This is a genomic window from Pseudomonas sp. LB3P25 (assembly GCF_054897985.1).
The window spans coordinates 571,463-597,104 of the sequence record NZ_CM142711.1; the positions used below are offsets into that span (position 1 = coordinate 571,463).

General features: G+C 60.4%; 19 protein-coding genes and 1 pseudogene. 17 read left to right on the forward strand and 3 right to left on the reverse strand.

Features of this window, described 5'->3' with window-relative positions; genetic code table 11:
- The first annotated feature begins 70 nt into the window (after nt 1-70).
- From ACYZTW_RS02585 to ACYZTW_RS02600, 4 genes are all read left to right on the forward strand, one after another.
- Entirely contained in the window at nt 71-3,658 is a 3,588-nt protein-coding gene (locus ACYZTW_RS02585; RefSeq protein ID WP_462003614.1) for a DUF2339 domain-containing protein, read from the forward strand.
- The gene (locus ACYZTW_RS02590; protein WP_462003615.1) at nt 3,655-5,028 is read left to right on the forward strand and encodes a DUF3999 domain-containing protein; all 1,374 of its coding nucleotides are present in this window, start codon (nt 3,655-3,657) and stop codon (nt 5,026-5,028) included. Before ACYZTW_RS02585 ends, ACYZTW_RS02590 begins: the two co-directional genes overlap by 4 nt.
- 241 nt (nt 5,029-5,269) lie before the next feature.
- Nucleotides 5,270-6,280 carry a class 1 fructose-bisphosphatase gene (locus ACYZTW_RS02595; RefSeq protein ID WP_462003616.1) on the forward strand — a complete coding sequence of 337 codons (1,011 nt, stop codon included), beginning with the start codon at nt 5,270-5,272 and terminating at the stop codon, nt 6,278-6,280.
- A gap of 3 nt (nt 6,281-6,283) precedes the next feature.
- Nucleotides 6,284-6,886 carry a DUF924 family protein gene (locus tag ACYZTW_RS02600; RefSeq protein ID WP_462003617.1) on the forward strand — a complete coding sequence of 201 codons (603 nt, stop codon included), beginning with the start codon at nt 6,284-6,286 and terminating at the stop codon, nt 6,884-6,886.
- Nucleotides 6,887-7,002: 116 nt separating this feature from the next.
- On the opposite strand, the gene ACYZTW_RS02605 is transcribed toward ACYZTW_RS02600, so the two are convergent.
- Both ACYZTW_RS02605 and ACYZTW_RS02610 read right to left on the reverse strand, forming a co-directional pair.
- Nucleotides 7,003-7,767 (reverse strand): methyl-accepting chemotaxis protein, encoded by a 765-nt coding sequence (locus ACYZTW_RS02605; protein WP_370694726.1) that lies wholly within the window; start codon nt 7,765-7,767, stop codon nt 7,003-7,005.
- A gap of 93 nt (nt 7,768-7,860) precedes the next feature.
- Nucleotides 7,861-8,895, reverse strand: a pseudogene (locus ACYZTW_RS02610) (HAMP domain-containing protein); the annotation flags it as partial.
- A 261-nt stretch (nt 8,896-9,156) separates the two neighbouring features.
- On the opposite strand from ACYZTW_RS02610, the gene ACYZTW_RS02615 reads away from it, so the two are divergent.
- Nucleotides 9,157-9,411: a lipoprotein gene (locus ACYZTW_RS02615; RefSeq protein ID WP_033055306.1), complete on the forward strand. Its 255-nt coding sequence runs from the start codon at nt 9,157-9,159 to the stop codon at nt 9,409-9,411.
- Between the two features lie 31 nt (nt 9,412-9,442).
- Entirely contained in the window at nt 9,443-10,012 is a 570-nt protein-coding gene (locus tag ACYZTW_RS02620; protein WP_462003618.1) for a lipocalin family protein, read from the forward strand.
- A 118-nt stretch (nt 10,013-10,130) separates the two neighbouring features.
- Here the strand turns inward: ACYZTW_RS02620 and ACYZTW_RS02625 are convergent, their stop codons facing one another.
- Nucleotides 10,131-11,495, reverse strand: a complete 1,365-nt coding sequence (locus ACYZTW_RS02625; RefSeq protein ID WP_462003619.1) for a formimidoylglutamate deiminase — start codon at nt 11,493-11,495, stop codon at nt 10,131-10,133.
- Between the two features lie 146 nt (nt 11,496-11,641).
- Between ACYZTW_RS02625 and hutC the strand changes: the two genes are divergently transcribed.
- From hutC to hutI, 11 genes are all read left to right on the forward strand, one after another.
- On the forward strand, nt 11,642-12,352 hold the full coding sequence (hutC, locus tag ACYZTW_RS02630; protein WP_177326944.1) for a histidine utilization repressor: 711 nt from the start codon (nt 11,642-11,644) through the stop codon (nt 12,350-12,352).
- The gene (locus ACYZTW_RS02635) at nt 12,349-12,918 is read left to right on the forward strand and encodes a HutD/Ves family protein (RefSeq protein ID WP_462003620.1); all 570 of its coding nucleotides are present in this window, start codon (nt 12,349-12,351) and stop codon (nt 12,916-12,918) included. The genes hutC and ACYZTW_RS02635 overlap by 4 nt, the downstream gene beginning before the upstream one ends.
- 477 nt (nt 12,919-13,395) lie before the next feature.
- Nucleotides 13,396-15,099, forward strand: coding sequence for a urocanate hydratase (gene hutU / locus ACYZTW_RS02640; RefSeq protein ID WP_462003621.1), 1,704 nt, complete (start codon nt 13,396-13,398; stop codon nt 15,097-15,099).
- A 148-nt stretch (nt 15,100-15,247) separates the two neighbouring features.
- A complete protein-coding gene (locus tag ACYZTW_RS02645; RefSeq protein WP_462003622.1) occupies nt 15,248-16,720 on the forward strand; it encodes a purine-cytosine permease family protein in 1,473 nt (490 codons plus the stop codon).
- Between the two features lie 69 nt (nt 16,721-16,789).
- Nucleotides 16,790-17,758 carry an ABC transporter substrate-binding protein gene (locus tag ACYZTW_RS02650; RefSeq protein ID WP_123361141.1) on the forward strand — a complete coding sequence of 323 codons (969 nt, stop codon included), beginning with the start codon at nt 16,790-16,792 and terminating at the stop codon, nt 17,756-17,758.
- A gap of 70 nt (nt 17,759-17,828) precedes the next feature.
- The gene (locus tag ACYZTW_RS02655) at nt 17,829-18,680 is read left to right on the forward strand and encodes an ABC transporter permease (RefSeq protein WP_095127535.1); all 852 of its coding nucleotides are present in this window, start codon (nt 17,829-17,831) and stop codon (nt 18,678-18,680) included.
- Nucleotides 18,677-19,507 carry a quaternary amine ABC transporter ATP-binding protein gene (locus ACYZTW_RS02660; RefSeq protein WP_008149478.1) on the forward strand — a complete coding sequence of 277 codons (831 nt, stop codon included), beginning with the start codon at nt 18,677-18,679 and terminating at the stop codon, nt 19,505-19,507. The genes ACYZTW_RS02655 and ACYZTW_RS02660 overlap by 4 nt, the downstream gene beginning before the upstream one ends.
- 199 nt (nt 19,508-19,706) lie before the next feature.
- The gene (gene hutH / locus ACYZTW_RS02665) at nt 19,707-21,230 is read left to right on the forward strand and encodes a histidine ammonia-lyase (protein ID WP_462003623.1); all 1,524 of its coding nucleotides are present in this window, start codon (nt 19,707-19,709) and stop codon (nt 21,228-21,230) included.
- 115 nt (nt 21,231-21,345) lie between these two features.
- Complete coding sequence (gene hutH / locus ACYZTW_RS02670; RefSeq protein WP_462003624.1) at nt 21,346-22,878, forward strand: histidine ammonia-lyase; 1,533 nt, start codon at nt 21,346-21,348, stop codon at nt 22,876-22,878.
- Between the two features lie 125 nt (nt 22,879-23,003).
- On the forward strand, nt 23,004-24,413 hold the full coding sequence (locus ACYZTW_RS02675; RefSeq protein ID WP_462003625.1) for an amino acid permease: 1,410 nt from the start codon (nt 23,004-23,006) through the stop codon (nt 24,411-24,413).
- A gap of 17 nt (nt 24,414-24,430) precedes the next feature.
- Nucleotides 24,431-25,636, forward strand: a complete 1,206-nt coding sequence (gene hutI, locus ACYZTW_RS02680; protein WP_462003626.1) for an imidazolonepropionase — start codon at nt 24,431-24,433, stop codon at nt 25,634-25,636.
- The last annotated feature ends 6 nt before the right edge of the window (nt 25,637-25,642 follow it).

A 25,642-nucleotide genomic window follows, 5' to 3' on the forward strand; every position in this document is an offset into this window, starting at 1 on the left:
GGCTGCGATCTTTGCTGTACGGGCTGCGCTAATCTTCTTGGATTGGCCACTGCGCTTAGGGATATCGACCATGCAATGGATCTTCATGCTGATTGGCTTGGTGCTGGGTTGGGTACTCGACGAGTCGTTCAGCGATGCGCTGTTGGGCGCGCTACTCGGGTTGGGTATTGGCCAGGCCATTCGCATAGGCCGCTTGGGTTCACAGGCTGTCGAGCAGCGCCGGCTGCTTGAACAGGCGCAGGTGGCGCTGAATGCGGTCGAGCAACGTCTGGCATTGCTGGAGGTGTCAGGCGTCAAAGCGCCGCATACCAGTGAGCCAGTTGTCAGCGAAGCCGCTGCACCTCCTGAATTCATTCTCGACGAAATCCCTGTCGAGGCCCCGGAGCTGATCTGGGAACTCCCCCCCGAACTCGAACCGATCACCGCGGCCGCCGCCGAAAGCAGCCGTCCAGTGCCCGTCGATCCCTGGAAACCCGAACCGGTCACCCGCGAGCCGCAACAACCCGCCATCCCGCGTGGCCCGAACTTCATCGACCGCGCCATCAGTGGCGCGCGCAACTGGCTGTTCGGCGGCAACACCGTGCTGCGGGTCGGTGTGGTGCTGTTGTTTCTCGGCTTGGCCTTCCTGTTGCGTTACGCCACCGAAGGCATGGTGGTGCCGATCGAGTTGCGTTACGCCGGTGTTGCGGCGGCGGCATTGGGTCTTCTGGGGCTGGGTTGGTGGCTTAGAACACGCAACAGCAATTACGCGTTGATGTTGCAGGGCACCGGGATCGCGGTGTTGTACCTGACCGTGTTTGCCGCGATGCGCCTGCATCCGCTGCTCGATCCTACGGCGGCGTTAGGCCTGCTGGTTGCGGTGACGGTGTTCTCGGCGATTCTTGCCATCACCCAGGATGCCTTGGGCCTGGCTGCCGCTGCGGCACTCGGTGGTTTCGCGGCGCCGATCCTGACCTCCACCGGCGCCGGCAACCATGTCGCGCTGTTCAGCTACTTCGCCTTGCTCAACGCGGGCATCCTCGCCATCGCCTGGTTCAAGGCCTGGCGGCTGCTCAACCTGATCGGCTTCGTCGGCACCTTCGGCATCGGATTCGCCTGGGGCCTGCGCTCCTACACGCCGGAGTTGTTGTGGAGCACCGAGCCGTTCCTGATTGTGTTTTTCCTGATGTACCTGGCCATCGGTCTGCTGTTCGCCCGGCGCAAGTTGCTGGAAATGAGCGACGCACCCGAGGACGACAGTCGTGAAGCGCTGCTGCGCTGGTCGACGCGCAAGGGCGATTACGTCGACGGCACAATGCTGTTCGGTCCTCCGTTGGTGGGCTTCGGCTTGCAGTTCGCGTTGGTCCAGCACTTGGAACTCGCCGCAGCCTTCAGCGCGTTGGCGTTGGGCATGATTTACATGGGCCTGGCGCGGCTGCTGATGGGCGGACGAGCGTTGCTGTTGGCGGAAACCTGTCTGGCGCTGGGGGTGATCTTCGCCAGCCTGGCGATTCCGTTGGGGCTCGATGCGCGTTGGACCGCTGCTGCCTGGGCCGTTGAAGGCGCCGGCATCTTCTGGCTGGGCCTGCATCAGCAACGACCGCTGGCCCGAGCCTTTGCCTTGCTGCTGCAACTGGGCTCGGCGCTGGCCTTCCTCAGCGAATTGCGGATCGGTGAAAGCAGCCTGCTCGACGGTGCGCCGCTCGGTGCGTTGATGCTCGGCGTGGCGCTGTTGTTCAGCTTCTACCAGTTGCGCAAAGCCTTGCCCGAGCAGACATCGGAATGGGAGCGCAAAGGGCTGCCGGTGTTGGCTTGTCTCGGTCTGACCTTTCTCTATCTGCTGGCGCCGTTGTTCTTCTTCACTCACGGAACGACGATCAGTTGGGCGCTGGCGGGGTTGGCGACTTTGTTTGTTGGCCTGCGTCTGCAATCGCGCACCTTCCTGTTCACTACATTCGCCGTGCAGTTGCTCGGCGGTGCGTTGTTCCTGCTGCGGCTACAGGGTTCGAGCGGTGAGTCCGGCGCCGTGTTCAGTGCGGGTTGGAGTGGTCTGCTGAGCGCATCGTTGATCGGTCTGGCGCTGATCGCTGGCATGTTGTTGGCGGCGCGCGATGAGATGGTCCGAAGCGACGTGCGATTGCTGCGCGGCTTGTCAGTGGTGCTGTTCGCCGGTCTGGTGTTGATCAATCTGGCGGTGCTGTTCGTCCTGCCTTGGCAAACGGCGAGTGCGGTATGGGCGGCCAGCGGTTTGTTCATCATCTGGCTCAGTCTGTACCTGAAGCAGCGCGTGAGTTTTGTCTTCGGTTTGCTGTTGCAGGTGATTGGCGGCGCGGCGTTCCTGATGGCCGGGCCTGATTTACTCGGACCGCTTGCGAACGAAGGATTGAAGCCTCTGGCTCACAGCGGTTTCTGGACGCCGCTGGTGTTGGGTTTGGCTGCGATGGTTGGCGCCTGGCGCTTGCAGCTCGGCAACCATGCCTCGGCCTTCGATGTACTGAGTTTGCAGCGTTTGTCCGAAGTGTTGCTGGTGTGGGGCGCGGCTTGGTGGGCGCTGGCGTGGGTCAGTGAAGTGCTGCGCTTCGCACCGTTCAATCTGCAAGCGACGTTGTTGCTGGCGGTCGCGGCAGTGAGCGTTGCGCTGTGGACGGTGTTGGCGCTGCGCCTGAAATGGCCGTCGCTAGGCTTGCTCTGCACCTTGCTGATGCCTGCTGCCGGTTTGGTATTACTGGCTGCGTGGCACTCGCGATATCACCCGGCAGCCAACGTCGGTTGGCTGGTCTGGGCGGCCGTGTTCGTTGTGCACTTCATCTCTCTGCGGCGTCTGGCGCCGATGCTGCCGGCGCGCGCCCTCAGTACCGCCCATGTGCTCGGCTGCTGGCTGTTGATCGGTGTGTTGGCCCTGGAGCTGCGTTACGGCCTGTTGCTGTTGTCCGAGCAGTACAACGCCTGGCGCTGGTTGGGTTGGGCAATTCTGCCGAGCTTGTATTTGGTGCTGATGTCGGCAACCCGTGCCTGGCCATGGCCGGTGTCGGCTTATTCACGCGAATACCGTGTATATGCGGCGGCACCGCTGGCGTTGCTGATGCTCGGCTGGTTTTGGCTGGCGAACGTCGTCAGCGACGGCACCGCCGAGCCGTTGCCTTACGTGCCGCTGATCAACCCGCTGGAGTTGGGTCTGCTGTTTGCGCTGTTCGGCGTCTACTTGTGGTCCCGCAGCGCCGTGACACAACTGGCGATTCGCAAGGACTACTTGGATCAGGCCACGCAACTGATCGCTGGCGCCTCGCTGTTTGTGTTCTTTACTGCGCTGGTGATGCGCACTGCTCACCATTGGGGCGGTGTGCCGTTCGAACTGGATGCGTTGCTCGAATCCATGCGGGTGCAGGCCGGTCTGTCCATCGTCTGGACCTTGATGGCCCTGAGTCTGATGATCGGCGGCCATCTGCGTCATCGCCGCGAAGTCTGGCTGATCGGCGCGGCGCTGATCGGTGTGGTGGTGGCCAAACTGTTCTTTGTCGAATTGAGTAACCGCGGCGGGCTGGCCCGGATCGTGTCGTTTATCGGCGTTGGCGTGTTGCTGTTGGTGGTGGGTTATTTCGCCCCGTTGCCGCCCAAGCGCTTTGATGCTGTGGCGGAGGCTGAAAAACCGGCCCCGCAAACCGAAGGAGTGTCGTCTTGAGTCAGAAGCTGAACCTTGTCTGGTTGGGCGCTGTTGCGCTGGGTGTGGCGCTGTCGGCCAGTGCTCAGGAAAAATTGGCGGACTTTGCCACGCAGGTGCCGTTGTCGGTCAGCGGCGAAGGTCCGTGGTATCGCCTCGAATTGCCGTTGAGCGTGCAATTGAATGCGCGGCAAACCGATCTCAGCGATGTGCGCGTGTTCAATGCCGGCGGTGAGGCTCAGGCGTATTCCTTGGCTCGCGCGCCAGCGCAGACCAGCGAAAACCGTACCCTGACCGACGTGAAGTGGTTCCCGCTATACAACTCGGCGGACTCCACCGAGCACGCACCGAGCGTGCGGGTGCAATCGAGCGCCAACGGCACGCTGGTCGAAGTGCAGCCGTCCAGTCAGTTGGAGGTGGGCGAAGAAATGCTGCGTGGCTGGTTGCTTGACGCCAGCGCCATCAAAGCACCGTTGCAGCAGTTGATCCTCGACTGGACCAGCGAACGCGATGGTTTCCAGCGTTTCACCATCGAAGCCAGCGACGACCTGCAGCATTGGCAGTCGTGGGGCGAAGGGCAGGTGGCACGCCTGACGTTCGCCGACGAGCGGGTCGAGCAACATGAAGTCGCCCTGCCGGGTCAGTCGGCCCGTTATCTGCGATTGCTATGGAGTACGCCGCAATCGGCACCGACGTTGACCTCGGCGCAACTGCAAAGCGCCAAGACCCGCAGCCTGCCGCTACCGTTGGTCTGGTCGCAACCGCTGGCCGGCAACAGCGTGAAGGCCGGGGAATACACCTGGCAATTACCCATGGGGCTGAATGTCGAGCGCTTGCAGGTCGAGTTGAGCCAGCCCAACAGTTTGGCGCCCGTGACCTTGTCCGGTCGTCGGGAAAGCAGCCTGCCATGGCAACCGCTGAGCAGTGGTTTGCTCTATCGCCTGACCCAGAGTGGCCAGGACGTGGTGCAGAACGAATTGCAGCTGTCGGGGCAGACCGTGCAGCAGTTGAAGCTGACGGTGGACGAGCGCGGCGGTGGTTTGGGTGCCGAGGCACCGACTGTGCGGTTCGCCGTGCGCTCCATTCAATTGGTGTTCCTGGCGCGCGGGGCGGGGCCTTATACGCTCGCGCTGGGAAGTGGCACGGTGAAGGCGGCGAACCTGCCGCTGTCGACGTTGATTCCGGATTACAGCGCTACAAAGTTGGCGACGTTGGGCAAGGCAACGGTGGAGGGCGGGGCGGTGGCCACGCCGGTATCGACCGTGACAACGGCTGCGACGATCGATACAAACTGGAAGAAGTTCGGGTTGTGGGCGGTGTTGCTGCTCAGCGTTTTGGTTCTGGCCGCGATGGCGTTCAGTCTGTTGCGCAAGCCGCCGGCCAATTCCTGAGGATGGCTGGCGTTGCGCGCCATTCGCGAGCAAGCCCGCTCCCACAGATGTATGCATTCCAATGTGGGAGCGAGCCTGCTCGCGAAGGCGGTTTATCGGTCGGTAAAAAAGCCGGTTTCGAACTACGCTCAACCGGGCGCATGAACTCTATTGGGTGTAACACGTCTGATAGGAGGAAATGCGCCCCGACTCGCGTTAAACTGCGCGGGTTTTTAGCCCCCCCATTCCACCGGAGCCTTCCATGTCCCGCGTTACCCTGAGTCGCTATTTGATTGAGCAGACCCGTAGCAACAACACCCCTGCCGATCTGCGTTTCCTGATCGAAGTGGTGGCGCGCGCCTGCAAGGAAATCAGCCACGCCGTGTCCAAAGGCGCCCTCGGTGGTGTTCTGGGCAGCATGGGCACCGAAAACGTCCAAGGCGAAGTGCAGAAGAAACTCGACGTGATCTCCAACGAGATCCTGCTCGAAGCCAACGAATGGGGCGGTCACCTGGCCGGCATGGCGTCCGAAGAAATGGACAATGCCTACCAGATCCCGGGCAAATACCCGAAAGGCGCCTACCTGTTGGTATTCGACCCACTGGACGGTTCGTCGAACATCGATATCAACGCACCGGTCGGTACTATCTTCTCGGTGCTGCGTTGCCCGAACGAACACCTGAGCCAGAACGAAGCCTTGAACGAAAAGGCCTTCCTGCAGCCAGGCACCGAGCAGGTAGCCGCCGGTTATGCCATCTACGGCCCGCAGACCATGCTGGTGCTGACCCTGGGTGATGGCGTGAAAGGCTTTACCCTGGACCGTGAAATGGGCAGCTTCGTGCTGACCCATGAAGACATCAAGATTCCGGAGTCCACTCAGGAATTCGCGATCAACGCGTCCAACCAGCGTCACTGGGAAGCCCCGGTACAACGCTACGTCGGCGAATTGCTGGCGGGCGATGAAGGTCCGCTGAAAAAGAACTACAACATGCGCTGGGTCGCCGCGATGGTCGCGGACGTGCACCGCATCCTGACCCGTGGTGGCTTGTTCATGTACCCACGCGACAGCCGCGAGCCGTCCAAGCCGGGCAAGTTGCGTCTGATGTACGAAGCCAACCCGATGTCGTTCCTGGTTGAACAGGCTGGCGGTGCTTCCACCGATGGCCATCAGCGCATCCTCGACATTAAGCCTGACGGCTTGCACCAGCGTGTCGCGGTGTTCCTCGGTTCGAAAGAAGAAGTCGAACGCGTCACGGCTTACCACAAGGAATAAACCATGACCGCGCCCTGGCAGCCGTTGCTCGAATGGTGGTTCGGCTCTCTCGAATCCCCCAACGAAATAGCGGCTGACAAGGGCAAGTTATGGTTTGGCAAGCGCGACAGCCAGGACCTCGAAGCGCGCACGCGTTTCGGGGACTGGGTCGAGCAGGCACTGGCCGGCGGATTGACCGAATGGGCGCAACGCCCCGAAGGTTGGCTGGCTCTGGTGTTGTTACTCGACCAACTTCCGCGAATGATCTTTCGCGACACTCCCAAATCCTTTTCAGGCGATCTCAGGGCTCAGGCACTGGTGGCGCAAGGCATCGCTGCGGATTTCGATCGGCAGTTACGGCCGATCCAGCGGGTATTCATCTACCTGGTGTTTGAGCACTGCGAGAATCTGGCGGTGCAGAACGAAGCGGTTTCGCGGTTTATCGAGCTGGTGGCGCAGCAGCCTGAGGCTGATCGGGCGGTGTTTGCCAATAACCTGGATTATGCCGAGCGGCATCAGAAAGTGATTGCGCGGTTTGGACGGTTTCCGCATCGCAATGCGGTGTTGGGAAGGGAGTCTACGGCCGAGGAGTTGGAGTTTCTTTCGGGACCTGGTTCAAGGTTCTAAATCTTCATCGCGGCTGATGCCGCCTTCGCGAGCAGGCTCGCTCCCACAGGGGATTTGTGAACGACACAGATCAAATGTGGGAGCGTGCCTGCTCGCGAAGGGGCCAGAGAGTTCACTTAGATCCGGAAACTACCCACCAACTGTTTCAACCGCGCCGCCTGCTGCTCAAGATCCGCACACGCGCGCAAGGTCGACTGCAAGTTCTCCACGCCTTCCTGATTCAGCGTGTTGATTTCGGTAATGTCGACATTGATCGACTCCACCACCGCCGTCTGCTCTTCCGTCGCAGTAGCCACCGACTGGTTCATCCCGTCGATCTCACCAATACGCTGAGTCACGCTGCCCAGACGTTCGCCCGCCTGGTTGGCGATGCCGACGCTGCTTTCGCTCTGGCGCTGGCTGTCGGTCATGGTGCTCACGGCTTCCCGGGCGCCGACTTGCAGTTCCTCGATCATCTTCTGCACTTGCTGCGCCGAATCCTGAGTACGGTGCGCGAGGTTACGCACTTCGTCTGCCACCACGGCAAAACCACGACCGGCTTCACCGGCACGGGCCGCTTCGATGGCGGCGTTGAGTGCCAGCAGGTTGGTCTGCTGGGAGATGCTGGTGATCACTTCCAGAATCTGCCCGATGTTGACCGTGTTGCTGTTGAGCGTTTCGATGTTGCCGCACGAATCGCTGATCTTCGCCGAGAGCTGCTGCATCGCCGCGATGGTTTTATCCACGACTTGCTGACCGTCCTCGGCCAATGCGCGAGCATCGCTCGAATGCTGAGAGGCGAGGGCGGCGTTCTGAGCAATTTCCTGTGCGGCGGCGCCCAGTTCGTTGATGGCGGCGGCCACGCTGCTGGTGCGCGAGGCTTGCTGGTCGGAGTTGAACATCGACGAGTTCGACGCGGCAACCACACGCAAGGCGACTTCGTTGACCTGGCCGGTGGCCGAGGACACCTCGCGAATCGACGTGTGAATACGCTCCACAAAGCGGTTGAACGAAGTGCCCAAGGCACCGAATTCGTCCTGGCCGTGGATGGTCAGGCGTTTGGTCAGGTCACCTTCACCTTCGGCGATGTCATGCATGGCGCGGCCCATGGTTAACAGCGGCTGCATCAAGAAGCTGATCAGCATGCCCAGCAACGCGATGATGATCACCACGGCAATGACCATGGCGATGATCGCCGAGGTGCGGAATTCGCTGAGCATCGAGAACGCGGTGTCCTGATCCAGCACCAGCGCCACGTACCAGTCTGCCGAGGGCACACCATTGACGTGTGTAAAGGAGATGAATTGGGTCTTGCCGTCGAGTTCAACTTCTTTCATGCCCGGACTGACTTTCGGCGCGCCGTTCGGGTAGGCGTCGGTCAGGCTCTTGAGTACGAGTTTGCTGTCCGGGTGGATCAGGATCTTGCCCTCGCTGCTGACGATAAAGGCATGGCCGTGGCCGCCGAAGTTCAGCGAGTTGATGATCGCGCTGACACTGGACAGGTCAATGTCTGCCCCGGCGACGCCGATCATTTGACTCTGATATTTCACAGGCGTGGCGACAGTGATCACCAGTTTGCCCGACGACGCGGCGATGTAAGGTTCGGTGACGATGGTCTGTTGCGCGCTGTTGGCCGCCTTGTACCAGCCACGGGCGCGAGGGTCGTAATCCGCCGCACGATTGCCGGCCGGGACCGAGAACATCACGCCGTCGGTGCCACCGAAGTAGCTCAGCTGAAAATTACTGGTGTAGGCGGGCAGGTCGATGGCGCGCTTGAGGTTGGCCTGGGCGCTGCCGTCCACCGCGATCTGCTGGGACAGCGATTGCAGCAACTGAATGCGGCTTTCCAGCCACGTCTGGATGTTGCTGGTGGTCAGGCTGCCGAGTTCCTGCATCGAGGATTCGGTACTGCTGCGCAGGGTTTGCCGCTGGCGGTAGTCGTTGAAGAGGATGAAACAAGCGAATGCAACGGCCACCACGAGGGCGGCAGCCAGCAAGATCTTGTGGCTGAACTTCATGTTTCTGGTCATTAAATGAGCTACCGCGGAGGGGGCTGGTCAAAAAGGGCGTTTTGCGTTGCTTTTATGTCGACCAGCCGGCGCCAAAGATTAGGCGGATTTTGTGAAAATCGACGAAATGCTCAATAGCGAAAGAAAGTTGCTGATTTTTCGAAAAACGGCAGACGAGCGGCCTAATAAATAGCCGGCCGACTCGGGAACCAGAAAGGGGTTTTCTCTTCTAAGCTTCAGCTTGGCAGCCATGCCATTCCCCTTCGCCCCAGGAGCTACACCATGTCGCTGCGTTCTATCGCCCTGCTTTCGTTCTGCGTGTTGTTGGCCGCTTGCAGCAAGATCAATCAGGAAAACTACTCGAAGCTGTCGTCAGGCATGCCCAAGGCCGAGGTAGAAACCTTGCTGGGTAAACCCGCCGATTGCTCGGGCGCGCTTGGCATGTCCAGTTGCACCTGGGGCGACAAGAACAGCTTTATCAGCGTGCAGTACGCCGGTGACAAAGTGCTGATGTTTTCCGGCCAAGGCCTGAAGTAATCCGGGGCTATGCGCCCACGGGAGAAAAACAATGAAACAGTTACTGATAGTCCTTTTAGCCGGCCTGGTATTGGCCGGCTGCGCCACTTCCGGCGTAGATCCTTTGGCACCGAAAACTGTCAACAGCGTCAATCTTAAGAAGTACCAAGGGACCTGGTACGAATTGGCTCGTCTGCCGATGTATTTCCAGCGCAACTGCGCGCAATCCGAAGCCCATTACACGCTCAAGCCTGACGGCAAGGTGTTGGTGCTCAATCGCTGCCTGACGGCGGACTGGCAATGGGAAGAGGCCAAAGGCACGGCTTGGCCGCAAGTGCCGGGCAGAACCGACAAATTGTGGGTCGAGTTCGACACCTGGTTTTCGCGGTTGATACCGGGTACGGCGAAGGGAGAGTACTGGGTGTTGTATGTCAGCGATGACTACAAGACCGCCATTGTTGGCGATCCGAGCCGCAAGTATCTGTGGCTGCTGTCACGGACCCCGACGGTCAATGGCGTAGTGCGTGAAGAACTGCTGAGCAAGGCGCGTCAGCAGGGCTACGACACCACGCGGCTGATCTGGCGCGCGACAGACACGCAGATGGCCAAGACTTCGAACTGACGGTCACTGAAGATCCAATGTGGGAGCGAGCCTGCTCGCGAAAGCGGACTGTCAGTCAACATCTGTGTTGAATTAGACGGCCCCTTCGCGAGCAGGCTCGCTCCCACATTTTTTTGCGTCAGCCCAGGAGGTCGCGCAGGACTTGGGTGAACGCGCGGTTACTTTCTTCTTCACCCGCATGACGCCCGTTGCGCACAACCCACTGGCCATTGACCAGCACATCCCGCACCTGGCGATCGCCACCGGCAAACAACCAACGATTGAGAATCCCGTCGCCACTGGCCGTCGCCAGGTACGGATCGTTGCCATCCAGCACCAGCCAATCCGCACGTTTGCCAACTTCCAGCGCACCAATCGGCTGACCCAGCGCCTGAGCCCCGCCATCCAGCGCTGCGTCGTACAGCGTGCGGCCAACCATCGGCTGATCCGCGCCATACAAACGATTACGTCGTTGATCGCGCAGACGCTGGCCGTATTCCAGCCAACGCAATTCTTCCACCACGCTCAATGACACATGGCTGTCGGAACCGATGCCCATGCGCCCGCCCTGAGCGAGGAAATCCACCGCCGGGAAGATCCCGTCGCCGAGGTTGGCTTCGGTGGTCAGGCACAAACCGGCGATGGCGCGACTCTTGGCCATCAGCGTGACTTCTTCCGGGTTGGCGTGGGTTGCGTGAACCAGGCACCAGCGCTGATCGACCTCGGTGTTTTCGTACAGCCATTGCAGCGGACGGCGGCCGCTCCAGCTCAGGCAGTCGTCGACTTCCTTCTGCTGTTCGGCGATGTGAATGTGCACCGGGCACTGCTGGTCGCTGGCGGCCAGCACTTCGCTGATCTGCTGCGGTGTTACCGCGCGCAACGAGTGGAAACACAAACCCAGCGACTGCGCCGGTTGCTGCGCCAGGATTGGCTGCAAGCGCGATTGAAGCTTGAGGTAGTTTTCAGTGCTGTTGATAAAGCGGCGCTGGCCTTCGTTCGGGGCCTGGCCGCCGAAACCGGAATGGCTGTAGAGCACCGGCAGCAGGGTCAAGCCGATCCCGGCGGAACTGGCAGCCTGGCTGATGCGCAGCGCCAGTTCGGCCGGGTCCGCGTAAGGCTGGCCGTTGGTGTCGTGGTGTACGTAGTGAAATTCCGCGACCGAGGTGTAACCGGCCTTGAGCATTTCGATGTACAGCTGACGGGCGATGACGCCGAGTTGATCCGGGCTGATTTTTCCGACGAGGCGATACATCAAATCGCGCCAGGTCCAGAAACTGTCATTCGGATTACCCGCCACTTCCGCCAGCCCGGCCATGGCCCGCTGGAAGGCGTGGGAGTGTAAATTCGGCATACCCGGCAGCAGCGGACCGCTCAGCCGTTCAGCGCTATCTGCGTTGGAATCGGCCTGGATATGGGTCAACACGCCATCGGCGCTGACCTCAAGACGTACATTGTTGGCCCATCCACTAGGCAGCAGCGCGCGTTCGGCAAAGAAGGCGGACATGGTTCAGCACCCCATCGTGTGTTATTTGTATATACATATACAGACGTTTGCCTGCTCGGTAAACTCCGGCAAGCTAGCAATCTCTAACTGATGATCAAGGATTAACCGTGCCGACTCCGCCCCAAGTGTCACCGTTGGCCGCGAACATGGGCGACAGTCCGGCGCCCTTGTACGCCCGCGTCAAACAGATGATCACCCAGCAAATCGACAGTGGAAACTGGCCGCCGCACTACCGCGTTCCGTCGGAAAGCGAGCTGGTCAACCAGTTGGGTTTCAGCCGCATGACCATCAACCGCGCCCTGCGCGAGATGACCGCCGACGGTCTGCTGGTGCGCATGCAGGGTGTCGGCACGTTCGTCGCCGAGCCGAAAAGTCAGTCCGCGCTGTTTGAAGTCCACAACATCGCCGACGAAATCGCCTCGCGTGGCCATCGCCACACCTGCAAGGTCATCACCCTCGAGGAAGAGGCGGCAGGTTCCGAGCGCGCACTGGCCCTGGACATGCGCGAAGGCCAGAAAGTCTTTCACTCGCTGATCGTGCATTTCGAAAATGATATCCCGGTGCAAATTGAAGACCGTTTCGTCAACGCACTCGTGGCGCCGGACTACCTCAAGCAGGACTTCACCCTGCAAACGCCATACGCCTATCTGAACCAGGTCGCGCCGCTGACCGAAGGCGAACACGTGGTCGAGGCGATTCTGGCGGAGGCCAGCGAGTGCAAGTTGCTGCAGATTGAAAAGGGCGAGCCGTGCCTGCTGATTCGTCGCCGCACCTGGTCCGGCCGTCAGCCAGTGACCGCCGCCCGTTTGATCCACCCCGGTTCCCGTCATCGTCTGGAAGGACGCTTTCATAAATGAATGAGTTGAAGGTTTTACGCGCCGTTGATTACCCGCGCATGCCGTGGAAAAACGGCGGCGGCAGTACCGAAGAAATCACCCGCGATGCGGGCACCGGCCTTGATGGATTTGGCTGGCGCCTGTCGATTGCCGATATTGGCGAGTCGGGCGGGTTTTCCACTTTTGCCGGTTACGAGCGGGTGATCACCGTATTGCAAGGCGACGGTATGACCTTGCGGGTTGATGGTCAGGACACTCGGCCATTGTTACCGCTGGACCCGTTTTCCTTCAGTGGTGAGAGCCAGGTCTCGTGCACCTTGCTCGGCGGACCGATTCGCGATTTCAACCTGATTTATGCGCCACAGCGTTATAGCGCGCGGTTGCAGTGGCTGGACGGCGAGCAGCGATTTTTCAGTTCGGCTGGTACCGTGCTCGTGTTCAGTGTCACCGACGAGCTTGAAGTGAAGGTCGGTAACAGCGCCTCACAACTGGGTCGCCATGATTGCCTGCAGCTCGACGGTAACGCCGGCCTGCTGGAAGTCTCGAGCAATGGCCCATGCTGCGTGATTGAGCTGACTGCACGCTGATTAACTGCTGAACAAATCTAATGTGGCGAGGGGATTTATCCCCGTTGGGTCGCGAAGCGGCCCCAAAAAAGGTCTGCTGCGCAGCCCAACGGGGATAAATCCCCTCACCACAAAAGCAGCCACCTATCCCTGTTCCCCAAAGCGCACCACTTTGTTACCGAACGCCCCAGCGTGGCGCAAAACCTCGCTCAAGTAACAGCTGTAATCCCCCTCGCAAAATCCCCCCGAAAAATTTCATCTTTGCCAGAACCCTTGATCCAGGCGCTCTCCAGCCCTTTCAAAACTTTTCTTGAACACTCATCCAACAAGTTGGCCGCTTGATTGCATATGCTTGTATGTACAAGTAAAGACGTATGCGTATGAGTCGATCGAGACTCCTCGCAACGTCCACTGATTCGCTTGTGTCGCTTTGACGCGCACAGGCTGGCTTACCCACCGCCAGGGTTGGTTTGGATTGATCGCTGAGGAGTCTTTTTCGTGACTGACAATACCCAGAAACCTACTACCGCCTCTTTTACAAAAAGACGTGATGTTGAAATTCGTGCGCAGCGCGGTAACAAGCTGACCGCCAAGAGCTGGCTGACTGAAGCGCCGCTGCGCATGTTGATGAACAACCTCGACCCGGAAGTCGCCGAGAACCCTAAAGAACTGGTGGTTTACGGTGGTATCGGTCGTGCGGCACGTAACTGGGAATGCTACGACAAGATCGTCGAAAGCCTGACCAACCTGAACGACGACGAGACCCTGCTGGTGCAATCCGGCAAGCCGGTCGGCGTGTTCAAGACCCACAGCAACGCCCCGCGCGTACTGATCGCCAACTCCAACCTGGTACCGCACTGGGCGAGCTGGGAACACTTCAACGAACTCGACGCCAAAGGCCTGGCCATGTACGGCCAGATGACCGCCGGCAGCTGGATCTACATCGGTAGCCAGGGCATCGTTCAAGGCACCTACGAAACCTTCGTCGAAGCCGGTCGCCAACACTACAACGATGACCTGACAGGTCGTTGGGTCCTGACCGCAGGCCTCGGCGGCATGGGCGGCGCTCAGCCTCTGGCCGCGACCCTGGCCGGCGCTTGCTCGCTGAACATCGAATGCCAGCAGGTCAGCATCGATTTCCGCCTGAACAGCCGTTATGTCGATGAGCAAGCCACCGACCTCGACGACGCGCTGGCCCGCATCGCCAAATACACCAAGGAAGGCAAAGCGATTTCCATCGCCCTGCTCGGCAACGCGGCTGAAATCCTGCCGGAACTGGTCAAGCGCGGCGTGCGCCCGGACATGGTCACCGACCAGACCAGCGCCCACGACCCGCTCAACGGTTACCTGCCGGCCGGCTGGACCTGGGAAGAGTATCGCGCTCGCGCCAAGACCGAGCCAGCCGCTGTCGTCAAAGCCGCCAAGCAATCCATGGCCGTGCACGTTAAAGCGATGCTGGACTTCCAGAAAATGGGCATTCCGACCTTCGACTACGGCAACAACATCCGTCAGATGGCCCAAGAAGAAGGCGTGGAAAACGCGTTCGACTTCCCAGGCTTCGTACCCGCTTACATCCGTCCGCTGTTCTGCCGTGGTATCGGCCCGTTCCGTTGGGCTGCACTGTCGGGCGATCCGCAAGACATCTACAAAACCGACGCCAAAGTAAAAGAGCTGATCCCGGACGACGCCCACCTGCACAACTGGCTGGACATGGCGCGCGAGCGCATCAGCTTCCAGGGGCTGCCGGCACGTATCTGCTGGGTGGGTCTGGGCCTGCGCGCCAAGCTCGGTCTGGCGTTCAACGAAATGGTGCGCAGTGGTGAATTGTCCGCGCCAATCGTGATCGGTCGCGACCACCTGGACTCCGGTTCGGTAGCCAGCCCGAACCGCGAAACCGAGTCGATGCAGGACGGTTCCGATGCCGTGTCCGACTGGCCACTGCTCAACGCTTTGCTCAACACCGCGAGCGGCGCGACCTGGGTTTCCCTGCACCACGGCGGCGGCGTCGGCATGGGCTTCTCCCAGCACTCGGGCATGGTGATTGTCTGCGACGGTACTGACGAAGCGGCCGAGCGTATCGCTCGCGTCCTGCACAACGACCCGGCTACCGGTGTCATGCGTCACGCCGATGCGGGTTACCAGATCGCGATCGACTGCGCCAAGGAACAGGGTCTGAACCTGCCGATGATTACCGGTAAATAACCCAAACCCGTAGGAGCTGCCGCAGGCTGCGATCTTTTGGCGTCGTTACTGACGCCGAAGATCAAGATCAAAAGATCGCAGCCTCGTTTCACTCGACAGCTCCTACAGGGATCACCAACACCGAATAACAATCCACAGAGGTTGAATCATGGCTGTTAACAGCGATCGTGCAGGCAGTAAACCGTTGATCGAGAAACGTTCGATCGACTACATCCCGGAAGCGGAGAGACACGGTCGTCTGTTGAGCCAGTTCACCCTGTGGATGGGCGCCAACCTGCAAATCACCGCGATTGTCACCGGGGCCCTGGCCGTGGTGCTGGGCGGTGACGTGTTCTGGTCGTTGATCGGTCTGTTGATCGGTCAACTGCTCGGCGGTGGCGTAATGGCGCTGCATGCGGCGCAAGGGCCCAAGCTTGGCCTGCCGCAGATGATCTCCAGCCGGGTACAGTTCGGCGTGTATGGCGCGGCCATCCCGATCGTGCTGGTCTGTCTGATGTACCTCGGTTTCACCGCAACGGGCACCGTGCTTTCCGGCCAGGCGCTGGGCCAGTTGTTTGGCGTCAGCGACAGCGTCGGTATCCTCATCTTCGCCAGTGTCATCGTGCTGGTCACGGTGCTCGGTTATCGGGTGATCCATTTCATTGGCCGTGTCGCCAGCGTCATTGGTGTGATTGCCTTTGTTTACCTGTTCAGCCGTCTGATGAGCCAGACTGACGTTGGCGCACTCCTGCAAATCCGTCACTTCAGCTGGACCAGCTTCCTGCTCGCGGTATCGCTCGCGGCGTCCTGGCAGATCGCCTTCGGCCCCTACGTGGCTGACTATTCACGCTACCTGCCGAGCAAGACTTCCTCGGTGAAAACCTTCTTCGCCGCTGGCGCAGGTTCGGTCATTGGCGCACAGGTGGCGATGATCCTCGGCGTGCTTGCCGCCGCCTCGGCCAACGGGCAGTTTGCCGGCCACGAAGTGGCCTACATCGTGGGTCTGGGCGGTACCGGTGCCACCGCTGCGCTGCTGTACTTCAGCATCGCGTTCGGCAAGGTCACCATCTCCACGCTGAACTCCTACGGCAGCTTCATGTGCATTGCGACCGTCATCAGCGGTTTCCGTGGTGACCTGCGGGTAACGCGCTTGCAGCGTCTGGTCTTCGTGCTGGTCATCGTCGGCACTGCGACCCTGATCGCGTTGCTCGGTCAGCACTCGTTCCTCGGTGCGTTCAAGTCCTTCATCCTGTTTTTGCTGGCTTTTTTCACGCCATGGAGCGCGATCAACCTGGTGGACTACTACTGCATCACTCGCGAGCGCTATGACGTGCCGGCGCTGGCCGATCCGCACGGTCGCTACGGCCGTTGGAACCCCCTCGGTATCAGCGTCTATGTCTTCGGTGTGCTGGTGCAACTGCCGTTTATCTCTACCAAGTTCTACACCGGTCCGCTGGTGGACGCTCTGGGTGGTGTGGATATTTCCTGGATCATCGGTCTGGTGCTTCCCGCAGCCCTGTATTACGTGTGCGCGAAAAAATGGCACAGCGCAGTACCCGATCACCTGATCCTGCCGGTCGAGCAGGACAGCGATGCAGCACCTATAACAAGCGGGGCCGGTCGCGCTGCGGCGCAGGCCTGATTGGACGTGGACAGGGCTGGATGCCTCTTGACTGCCGTAAGCCAACTTATGATTAGGAGCGTCACTACAATGAAATCGAACAAGACCCTGCTGACCACATTGCTTTCCATGGGCCTGCTGGCCAGTGCCGGCGCCACTCAGGCGGCGGGTTGGTGCGAGTCGGGAAAACCGGTGAAATTTGCCGGCCTGAACTGGGAAAGCGCCATGCTGCTGACCGACGTGCTGCAAGTCGTGTTGGAAAAAGGCTACGACTGCAAGACCGACAGCCTGCCGGGCAACTCCATCACTATGGAAAACGCCCTGAGCAGCAACGATATTCAAATCTTCGCCGAAGAATGGGTCGGCCGTAGCGAAGTCTGGAACAAGGCTGAGAAGGCCGGCAAAGTTGTCGGTGTCGGCGCGCCTGTCGTGGGTGCTGTCGAAGGCTGGTACGTGCCGCGTTACGTGATCGAAGGCGACGCCAAGCGCAAGCTGGAGCCTAAAGCTCCGGACCTGAAAGCGATCGCCGATCTGGGCAAATACGCTGCAGTGTTCAAGGATCAGGAAGAGCCATCCAAGGGCCGTTTCTACAACTGCCCGGCGGGCTGGACCTGTGAGCTGGACAACAGCGAAATGCTGAAAAGCTACGGCCTGGAAAGCACCTACACCAACTTCCGTCCGGGCACCGGCCCGGCGCTGGATGCCGCGGTGCTGTCGAGCTACAAGCGTGGCGAGCCGATCCTGTTCTACTACTGGTCGCCAACCCCGCTGATGGGCCAGGTGGACCTGGTCAAACTCGAAGAGAAACCAGGCGTGAACAAGGAAGTGACCATCAAGGTCGGCCTGTCCAAGACTTTCCACGAGCAAGCCCCGGAACTGGTGGCGGTGCTGGAGAAGGTCAACCTGCCAATCGACCTGCTCAACCAGAACCTCGGGCGCATGGCCAAAGAGCGGATCGAGTCACCAAAACTGGCGAAAATCTTCCTCAAGGAACATCCTGAAGTCTGGCACGCATGGGTGAGCGAAGACGCAGCCAAAAAGATCGACGCGGCCTTGTAGGTTGAGCCTCTCCGACTGCCCTGAGCGGCAGTCGGATGCTTGATCGCAACCCCTTGATTGAGAGTCTCTTATGTTTCCCGAAAGCTTTACCTTTTCCATCGCCGACTGGGTCAACAGTTGGGTCGATACGCTGGTCACCAACTACGGCGACGTGTTCCGGCAGATCTCTGACACGCTGCTGTGGGCCATCGTCAACCTTGAAGGCCTGCTGCGTGCGGCACCCTGGTGGTTGATGCTCGCCATCGTCGCGGGCGTTGCCTGGCACGCGACCCGCAAGGTCGTGACCACCGCCGTGATAGTCGGCTTGTTGTTCCTGGTGGGTGCGGTCGGCCTCTGGGACAAGCTGATGCAAACCCTGGCGCTGATGATGGTGGCGACGATCATTTCGGTGCTGATCGGCATTCCGCTGGGCATTCTCTCGGCGCGTAGCAATCGCCTGCGTTCGATATTGATGCCGCTGCTGGACATCATGCAGACCATGCCGAGTTTCGTGTACCTGATCCCGGTGCTGATGCTGTTCGGCCTGGGCAAGGTCCCGGCTATTTTCGCCACCGTGATCTACGCCGCACCACCGCTGATCCGCCTGACAGATCTGGGTATCCGCCAGGTCGACGGCGAAGTGATGGAAGCGATCAATGCCTTCGGTGCCAACCGTTGGCAGCAACTGTTTGGTGTGCAACTTCCGCTGGCCCTGCCGAGCATCATGGCCGGGATTAACCAGACCACCATGATGGCCCTGTCGATGGTAGTGATTGCCTCGATGATCGGTGCCCGTGGCCTGGGTGAAGACGTGTTGGTGGGGATTCAGACCCTCAACGTCGGACGTGGTCTTGAGGCCGGTCTGGCGATCGTGATTCTGGCAGTGGTTATCGACCGTATTACTCAGGCGTATGGTCGGGCACGGCATGAGGTGAGCAAATGAACAACGAAGCCATCAGCAAGATCGAAGTCAAAAACGTCTTCAAGATTTTCGGCAACCGTTCCAAGGATGCGCTGGCCATGATCGGCCAGGGCAAAACCAAGGATCAGGTGCTGTCCGAAACCGGCTGTGTGGTCGGCGTGAACGACTTGTCCCTGAGCATCGGTACCGGCGAGATCTTCGTGATCATGGGCCTGTCGGGTTCCGGCAAGTCGACGCTGGTGCGCCACTTCAATCGCCTGATCGACCCGACCAGCGGCGCGATCCTGGTGGACGGCGTGGACATCCTGCAATACGACATGGAAGCCTTGCGCGAATTTCGCCGGCACAAGATCAGCATGGTGTTCCAGAGCTTTGGCCTGCTGCCGCACAAGACCGTGGTGGATAACGTCGCCTACGGCCTGAAAGTGCGTGGCGAGACCAAGCAAATGTGCTCCGAGCGCGCGCTGCACTGGATCAACACCGTGGGCCTCAAGGGCTACGAAAACAAATACCCGCATCAGCTTTCGGGCGGCATGCGTCAGCGTGTGGGCCTGGCCCGCGCCTTGGCGGCAGACACCGACATCATCCTGATGGACGAAGCCTTCAGTGCTCTCGATCCGCTGATCCGCGCGGAAATGCAGGACCAATTGCTGGAACTGCAAAAGACCCTGCACAAGACCATCGTCTTCATCACCCACGACCTCGATGAGGCCGTCCGTATCGGCAACCGCATTGCGATTCTCAAGGATGGCCGCCTGATTCAGGTCGGCACGCCAAGAGAGATCCTGCATTCGCCGGCGGATGAGTATGTGGACCGGTTCGTACAGCGTCGGGCGGCGGTGGTTTAAGACTGACCGCGTTTGTGGCGAGGGGATTTATCCCCGTTCGACTGCGTAGCAGTCGTAAAACCATTACACGCGTTATGCCTGAGAAACTGTGGTGTTAGGTTTTGGGGCCGCTTCGCTGCCCAACGGGGTGGTGCGGCATTCCGATAAATCCCCTCGCCACAGGGTTTCAGTAGTCAACAGAATTTGTATGAGGCTCCAGATGTCCCAGGCTGAAAAAATCGTTATCGCCGACGCCCCGTTGCGTTGGCAGGATGTGGTCGCCGTAGCCCGCCATGGCGCACAGCTTGAGCTGTCGCCACAGACCTGGGCACGGATCGAAAATGCCCAGGCGATCGTCCAGCGCATCGTCGTCAGCGGCGAGCGCGCCTATGGCGTCAACACCGGCCTCGGCGCGCTGTGCAATGTCTCGCTCAAAGACGAGCAACTCAGCCAGCTGTCGCGTAACACCCTGCTCAGCCACGCCTGTGGCGTTGGCGCACCATTGGCCGACGAACAGACCCGCGCGATCATCTGTGCGGCAATCCGGAATTACAGCCACGGCAAATCCGGCATTCATCGCCGGGTGGTCGAAGCCCTGTTGGCGCTGCTCAATCGCGGCATCACCCCGCAAGTACCGTCCCAGGGATCGGTGGGTTACCTGACTCACATGGCCCACATCAGCATCGCGCTGCTGGGTGTCGGCAATGTCAGCTATCGCGGGCAAATCGTTTCCGCGCAGCAAGCCCTGGCCGAAGAAGGTCTGCAACCGGTTCAGCTCGGTGCCAAAGATGGTTTGTGCCTGGTGAACGGCACGCCGTGCATGACCGGTCTCAGCTGTTTGGCACTCGCCGACGCCACGCGTCTGGTGCAATGGGCCGATGTGATCGGCGCCATGAGCTTCGAGGCCCAGCGCGGTCAGATTGCCGCGTTCGATGCCGAGATCATCGCGCTCAAGCCTCACCCGGGCATGCAGCAAGTCGGCATCAACCTGCGTGCGTTGCTCGATGGCAGTGAAGTGATTGCCAGCAGCAAAGGCATTCGTACTCAGGATGCATTGAGCATCCGCTCGATTCCGCAAGTTCACGGCGCCGCTCGCGATCAGCTTGAACACGCGAAAAAGCAGATCGAAACCGAACTCAACTCGGTCACCGACAACCCGATGCTGCTGGGCACGCCGGACGACTTCCGGGTGGTGTCCCAAGCCAACCCGCATGGCCAGTCGGTCGCGATGGCGGCGGACTTGCTGGCGATTGCCATGGCGGAAATCGGCTCCATCGCCGAGCGTCGTCTGGACCGCCTGATCAACCCTCACGTCAGCGGTCTGCCGGCGTTTCTGGTGGCCAACCCGGGGGTGAACTCCGGGATGATGATCGTCCAGTACGTCGCCGCTTCGCTATGTGCCGAAAACCGTCAGTTGGCGCAACCGGCGGTGCTCGACAACTACGTCACCTCGGGCCTGCAGGAAGACCATCTGAGCCTGGGCACCAACGCCGCGCTGAAACTGCATCGTGCCCTGGAAAACTGCACACAGATCCTTGCCATCGAGTACTTGCTGGCGGCTCAGGCGTTTGAATTCTTGAAAGAGCAACGCTTCGGCGCTGGCACCGATGCCGCCTGGCGTCTGCTGCGTGAGCGAGTCCCGGCCTACGATCAGGACCGCTGGCTGGCACCCGACATCGCCGCCGCTGCCGGTGTGTTGAAAGACCCGATTTTGCTGCACAAGGCTTTACCCAACCTGAACTGATTTCCACCACACCAGCGTGCCAAGGCGCAGCCCCCCAAAAGGCGGGAAGCGACGGACAACGGACATCTCCGGAGCGTCTGGTGAGTTAATGACAAACTCTCAAAAGGAGCACGAAATGACTGCGCTAAACCTGATTCCCGGCCAACTGAGCCTTGCCCAACTGCGTGATGTTTATCAGCAACCGGTCAAAATCACCCTCGACAACAGTGCCTCGGGCCAGATCGAAGCCAGCGTTGCCTGCGTGGAACAGATCCTCGCCGAGAACCGCACCGCTTATGGCATCAACACCGGTTTCGGCCTGCTGGCTTCGACTCGTATCGCCAGCGAAGACCTGGAAAACCTGCAGCGCTCGCTGGTGCTGTCCCACGCCGCTGGTGTCGGCGAGCCGATCAGCGACGCGCTGGTTCGGCTGGTCATGGTGCTCAAGGTCAACAGCCTGAGCCGTGGTTTCTCCGGCATTCGTCGCAAGGTCATCGACGCGCTGATCGCGCTGATCAATGCCGAGGTTTACCCGCACATTCCCTTGAAAGGTTCGGTCGGTGCCTCCGGTGACTTGGCGCCTCTGGCCCATATGTCCCTGGTGCTGCTGGGCGAAGGCAAGGCGCGCTACAAAGGCGAGTGGATGGAAGCAACCGAAGCGCTGAAAGTCGCCGGTCTGACTCCATTGACCCTGGCCGCGAAAGAAGGTCTGGCGCTGCTCAACGGCACTCAGGTTTCTACCGCTTATGCATTGCGCGGTTTGTTCGAAGGCGAAGACCTGTTTGCTGGCGCCCTGGCCATTGGTGGTATGACTGTTGAAGCCGTGCTGGGCTCGCGCTCGCCGTTCGACGCACGCATCCACGCCGCTCGTGGCCAGAAAGGCCAGATCGACGCCGCTGCCGCTTACCGCGACCTGCTGGGTGAGCGCAGCGAAGTGTCCGACTCGCACCAGAACTGCGAAAAGGTTCAGGACCCGTACTCCCTGCGCTGCCAGCCGCAAGTCATGGGCGCCTGCCTGACCCAGTTCCGTCAGGCCGCCGAAGTACTCGCCATCGAAGCCAACGCCGTTTCGGACAACCCGCTGGTATTCGCCGCTGAAGGCGACGTGATCTCCGGCGGTAACTTCCACGCCGAACCGGTGGCCATGGCTGCCGACAACATGGCCTTGGCCATCGCTGAAATCGGCTCCCTGAGCGAACGTCGTATCTCGCTGATGATGGACAAGCACATGTCGCAACTGCCGCCGTTCCTGGTGGCCAATGGCGGCGTGAACTCCGGCTTCATGATCGCCCAGGTGACGGCGGCGGCACTGGCCAGCGAGAACAAGGCGTTGTCCCATCCGCACTCGGTGGACAGCCTGCCGACTTCCGCGAACCAGGAAGACCACGTTTCCATGGCCCCGGCTGCCGGCAAGCGCCTGTGGGAAATGGCCGAAAACACCCGTGGTGTTCTGGCGGTTGAATGGTTGGCGGCCTGCCAGGGTCTGGATTTGCGCGATGGCTTGAAGACCTCGACGAAGCTGGAAAAGGCTCGCGCCATCCTGCGTGCGCAAGTGCCGTTCTATGAGAAGGACCGGTTCTTTGCACCGGATATCAATGCTGCTAGCGAGCTTCTGGCGACTCGTTGCCTGAACGACCTGGTTTCGGCGAAGTTGTTGCCTAGCCTGTAATGGCCTCTTTGCGAGCAGGCTCGCTCCCACAGGGTTTATGCAATCCAATGTGGGAGCGACGGTGCGACGATTCGACCTGCTCGCGATTCGATCATTTGCGCCCATAAAAATAATAAGGACGAGCAATGCAACAGCCAGAAAAGGGTTTGAAACGCGGGCTCTCTGCCCGACATATTCGCTTCATGGCACTGGGGTCGGCGATCGGCACCGGGCTGTTTTACGGTTCTGCCTCGGCCATTCAAATGGCCGGGCCTGCGGTACTGCTCGCTTACCTGATTGGTGGCGCGGCGGTGTTCATGGTCATGCGCGCCCTCGGTGAAATGGCGGTGCACAACCCGGTGGCCGGCTCTTTCGGCCACTACGCCAGCACCTACCTAGGACCGATGGCGGGCTTCATCCTCGGTTGGACCTACGCATTTGAAATGGTCATCGTCGGTATGGCCGACGTCACCGCCTTCGGAATTTACATGGGCTTCTGGTTTCCGGAAGTCGCCCGCTGGATCTGGGTACTGGGCATCGTTTCGGTGGTCGGCGGCTTGAACCTGTGCAACGTCAAAGTCTTTGGTGAAATGGAGTTCTGGCTGTCGTTGCTCAAGGTCGCGGCCATCGTCGCGATGATCCTGGGTGGCTTCGGCATCATGCTGTTCGGTATCAGCACGGCGCCCGGCGCCCAAGCGACCGACATCAGCAATCTCTGGAGCCATGGCGGCTTCATGCCCAATGGCGTGGGCGGCCTGATCGCTTCGTTCGCGGTGGTGATGTTTGCTTTCGGCGGCATTGAAATCATCGGCGTGACCGCTGGTGAAGCCAAAGACCCGCAGCACGTGCTGCCCAGGGCGATCAATGCCGTACCGTTGCGTATCCTGCTGTTCTACGTGCTGACGATGTTCGTACTGATGTCGATTTTTCCATGGCAGCAGATCGGCAGCCAAGGCAGCCCATTCGTGCAGATTTTTGACAACCTGGGGATCAGCTCGGCGGCGACCATTCTCAATATCGTGGTGATCTCGGCGGCGGTGTCGGCGATCAACAGTGACATCTTCGGCGCGGGCCGCATGATGTACGGTCTGGCCCAGCAAGGGCATGCGCCCAAGGGCTTCGCCCGCTTGTCGCGCAACGGCGTGCCATGGATGACCGTGGTGGTCATGAGTGCCGCGCTGCTGTTGGGCGTGCTGCTGAACTACCTGATTCCGGAGAACGTATTTCTGTTGATCGCCTCCATCGCCACCTTTGCGACGGTGTGGGTCTGGTTGATGATTCTGTTCACCCAAGTGGCCATGCGTCGCTCCATGAGTGCCGAGCAGGTCGCCCAACTGAAATTCCCGGTACCGTTCTGGCCATATGCGCCGATGGCGGCGATTGCCTTCATGCTGTTCATCTTTGGCGTGCTGGGCTATTTCCCGGACACCCAGGCGGCTCTGATCGTCGGCGTGGTCTGGATTGTATTGCTGGTGCTGGCCTACCTGACGTGGGTGAAACCGGCGGCAGGGAAGGCAGTACCGGTGGAGCGGGAACCTTCTTTTTCTCATCGATAACCTAACGGAGGCCACGGATGAAAACTCTCTGGCAACACTGCCACGTCGCAACCATGGCGCAAGGCGTCTACTCGATCATCGAGGATGCGGCCATCGTGACGTCAGGAGCGCACATTGAGTGGATCGGCCCACGCGCTGAACTGCCGTCGGGCGAATACCCGGCAGTCAATGATCTTAAAGGGGCCTGGGTGACGCCGGGCCTGATCGACTGCCACACCCACACGGTGTTCGGCGGTAACCGCAGCGGTGAATTCGAACAGCGTCTGCAAGGCGTCAGCTATGCAGAAATCGCAGCGGCCGGTGGTGGCATCGCCAGCACCGTGCGCGCCACTCGTGCGGCCACTGAAGATGAACTGTTCGCCAGCGCCGCCAAGCGTCTGAAGAGCCTGATGCGCGACGGCGTGACCACCGTCGAGATGAAATCCGGCTACGGCCTGGACCTGGCCAGCGAACGCAAGATCCTGCGGGTCATCCGCCGTCTTGGCGCCGAGCTCCCGGTCAGCGTGCGCAGCACTTGCCTGGCCGCTCACGCCTTGCCGCCGGAATACGCGGAGCGTGCCGACGACTACATCGATCACATCTGCGCCGAGATGCTCCCGGCCCTGGCCGCCGAAGGGCTGGTGGATGCGGTGGACGCGTTCTGCGAATACCTGGCGTTTTCGCCGGCGCAGGTCGAGCGGGTGTTCATCGCCGCACAACAACTTGGTCTGCCGGTGAAGCTGCACGCCGAACAGTTGTCGTCGTTGCATGGCTCGAGTCTGGCGGCGCGTTACCACGCACTGTCGGCCGATCACCTGGAATTCATGACCGAAGACGACGCCATCGCCATGGCCAAGTCCGGCACCGTCGCGGTGTTGCTGCCCGGCGCGTTCTACTTTCTGCGGGAAACCCAATTGCCGCCGATGGAAGCTTTGCGCAAACACGGCGTGAAAATCGCCATCGCCACCGACCTCAACCCAGGCACCTCACCGGCACTGTCGTTGCGTTTGATGTTGAACATGGCGTGCACCTGTTTCCGCATGACCCCGGAAGAAGCGCTGGCCGGTGCAACGATTCATGCCGCCACGGCGCTGGGCATGGCCCAGACTCATGGCTCGCTGGAAGTCGGCAAGTTCGCGGATTTCGTCGCCTGGCAAATCGATCGTCCGGCCGACTTGTCGTACTGGCTGAGCGGCGACCTGGAAAAACGCGTCGTGCGTCACGGCGTTGAAGTGAGCATTTAGGAGAAC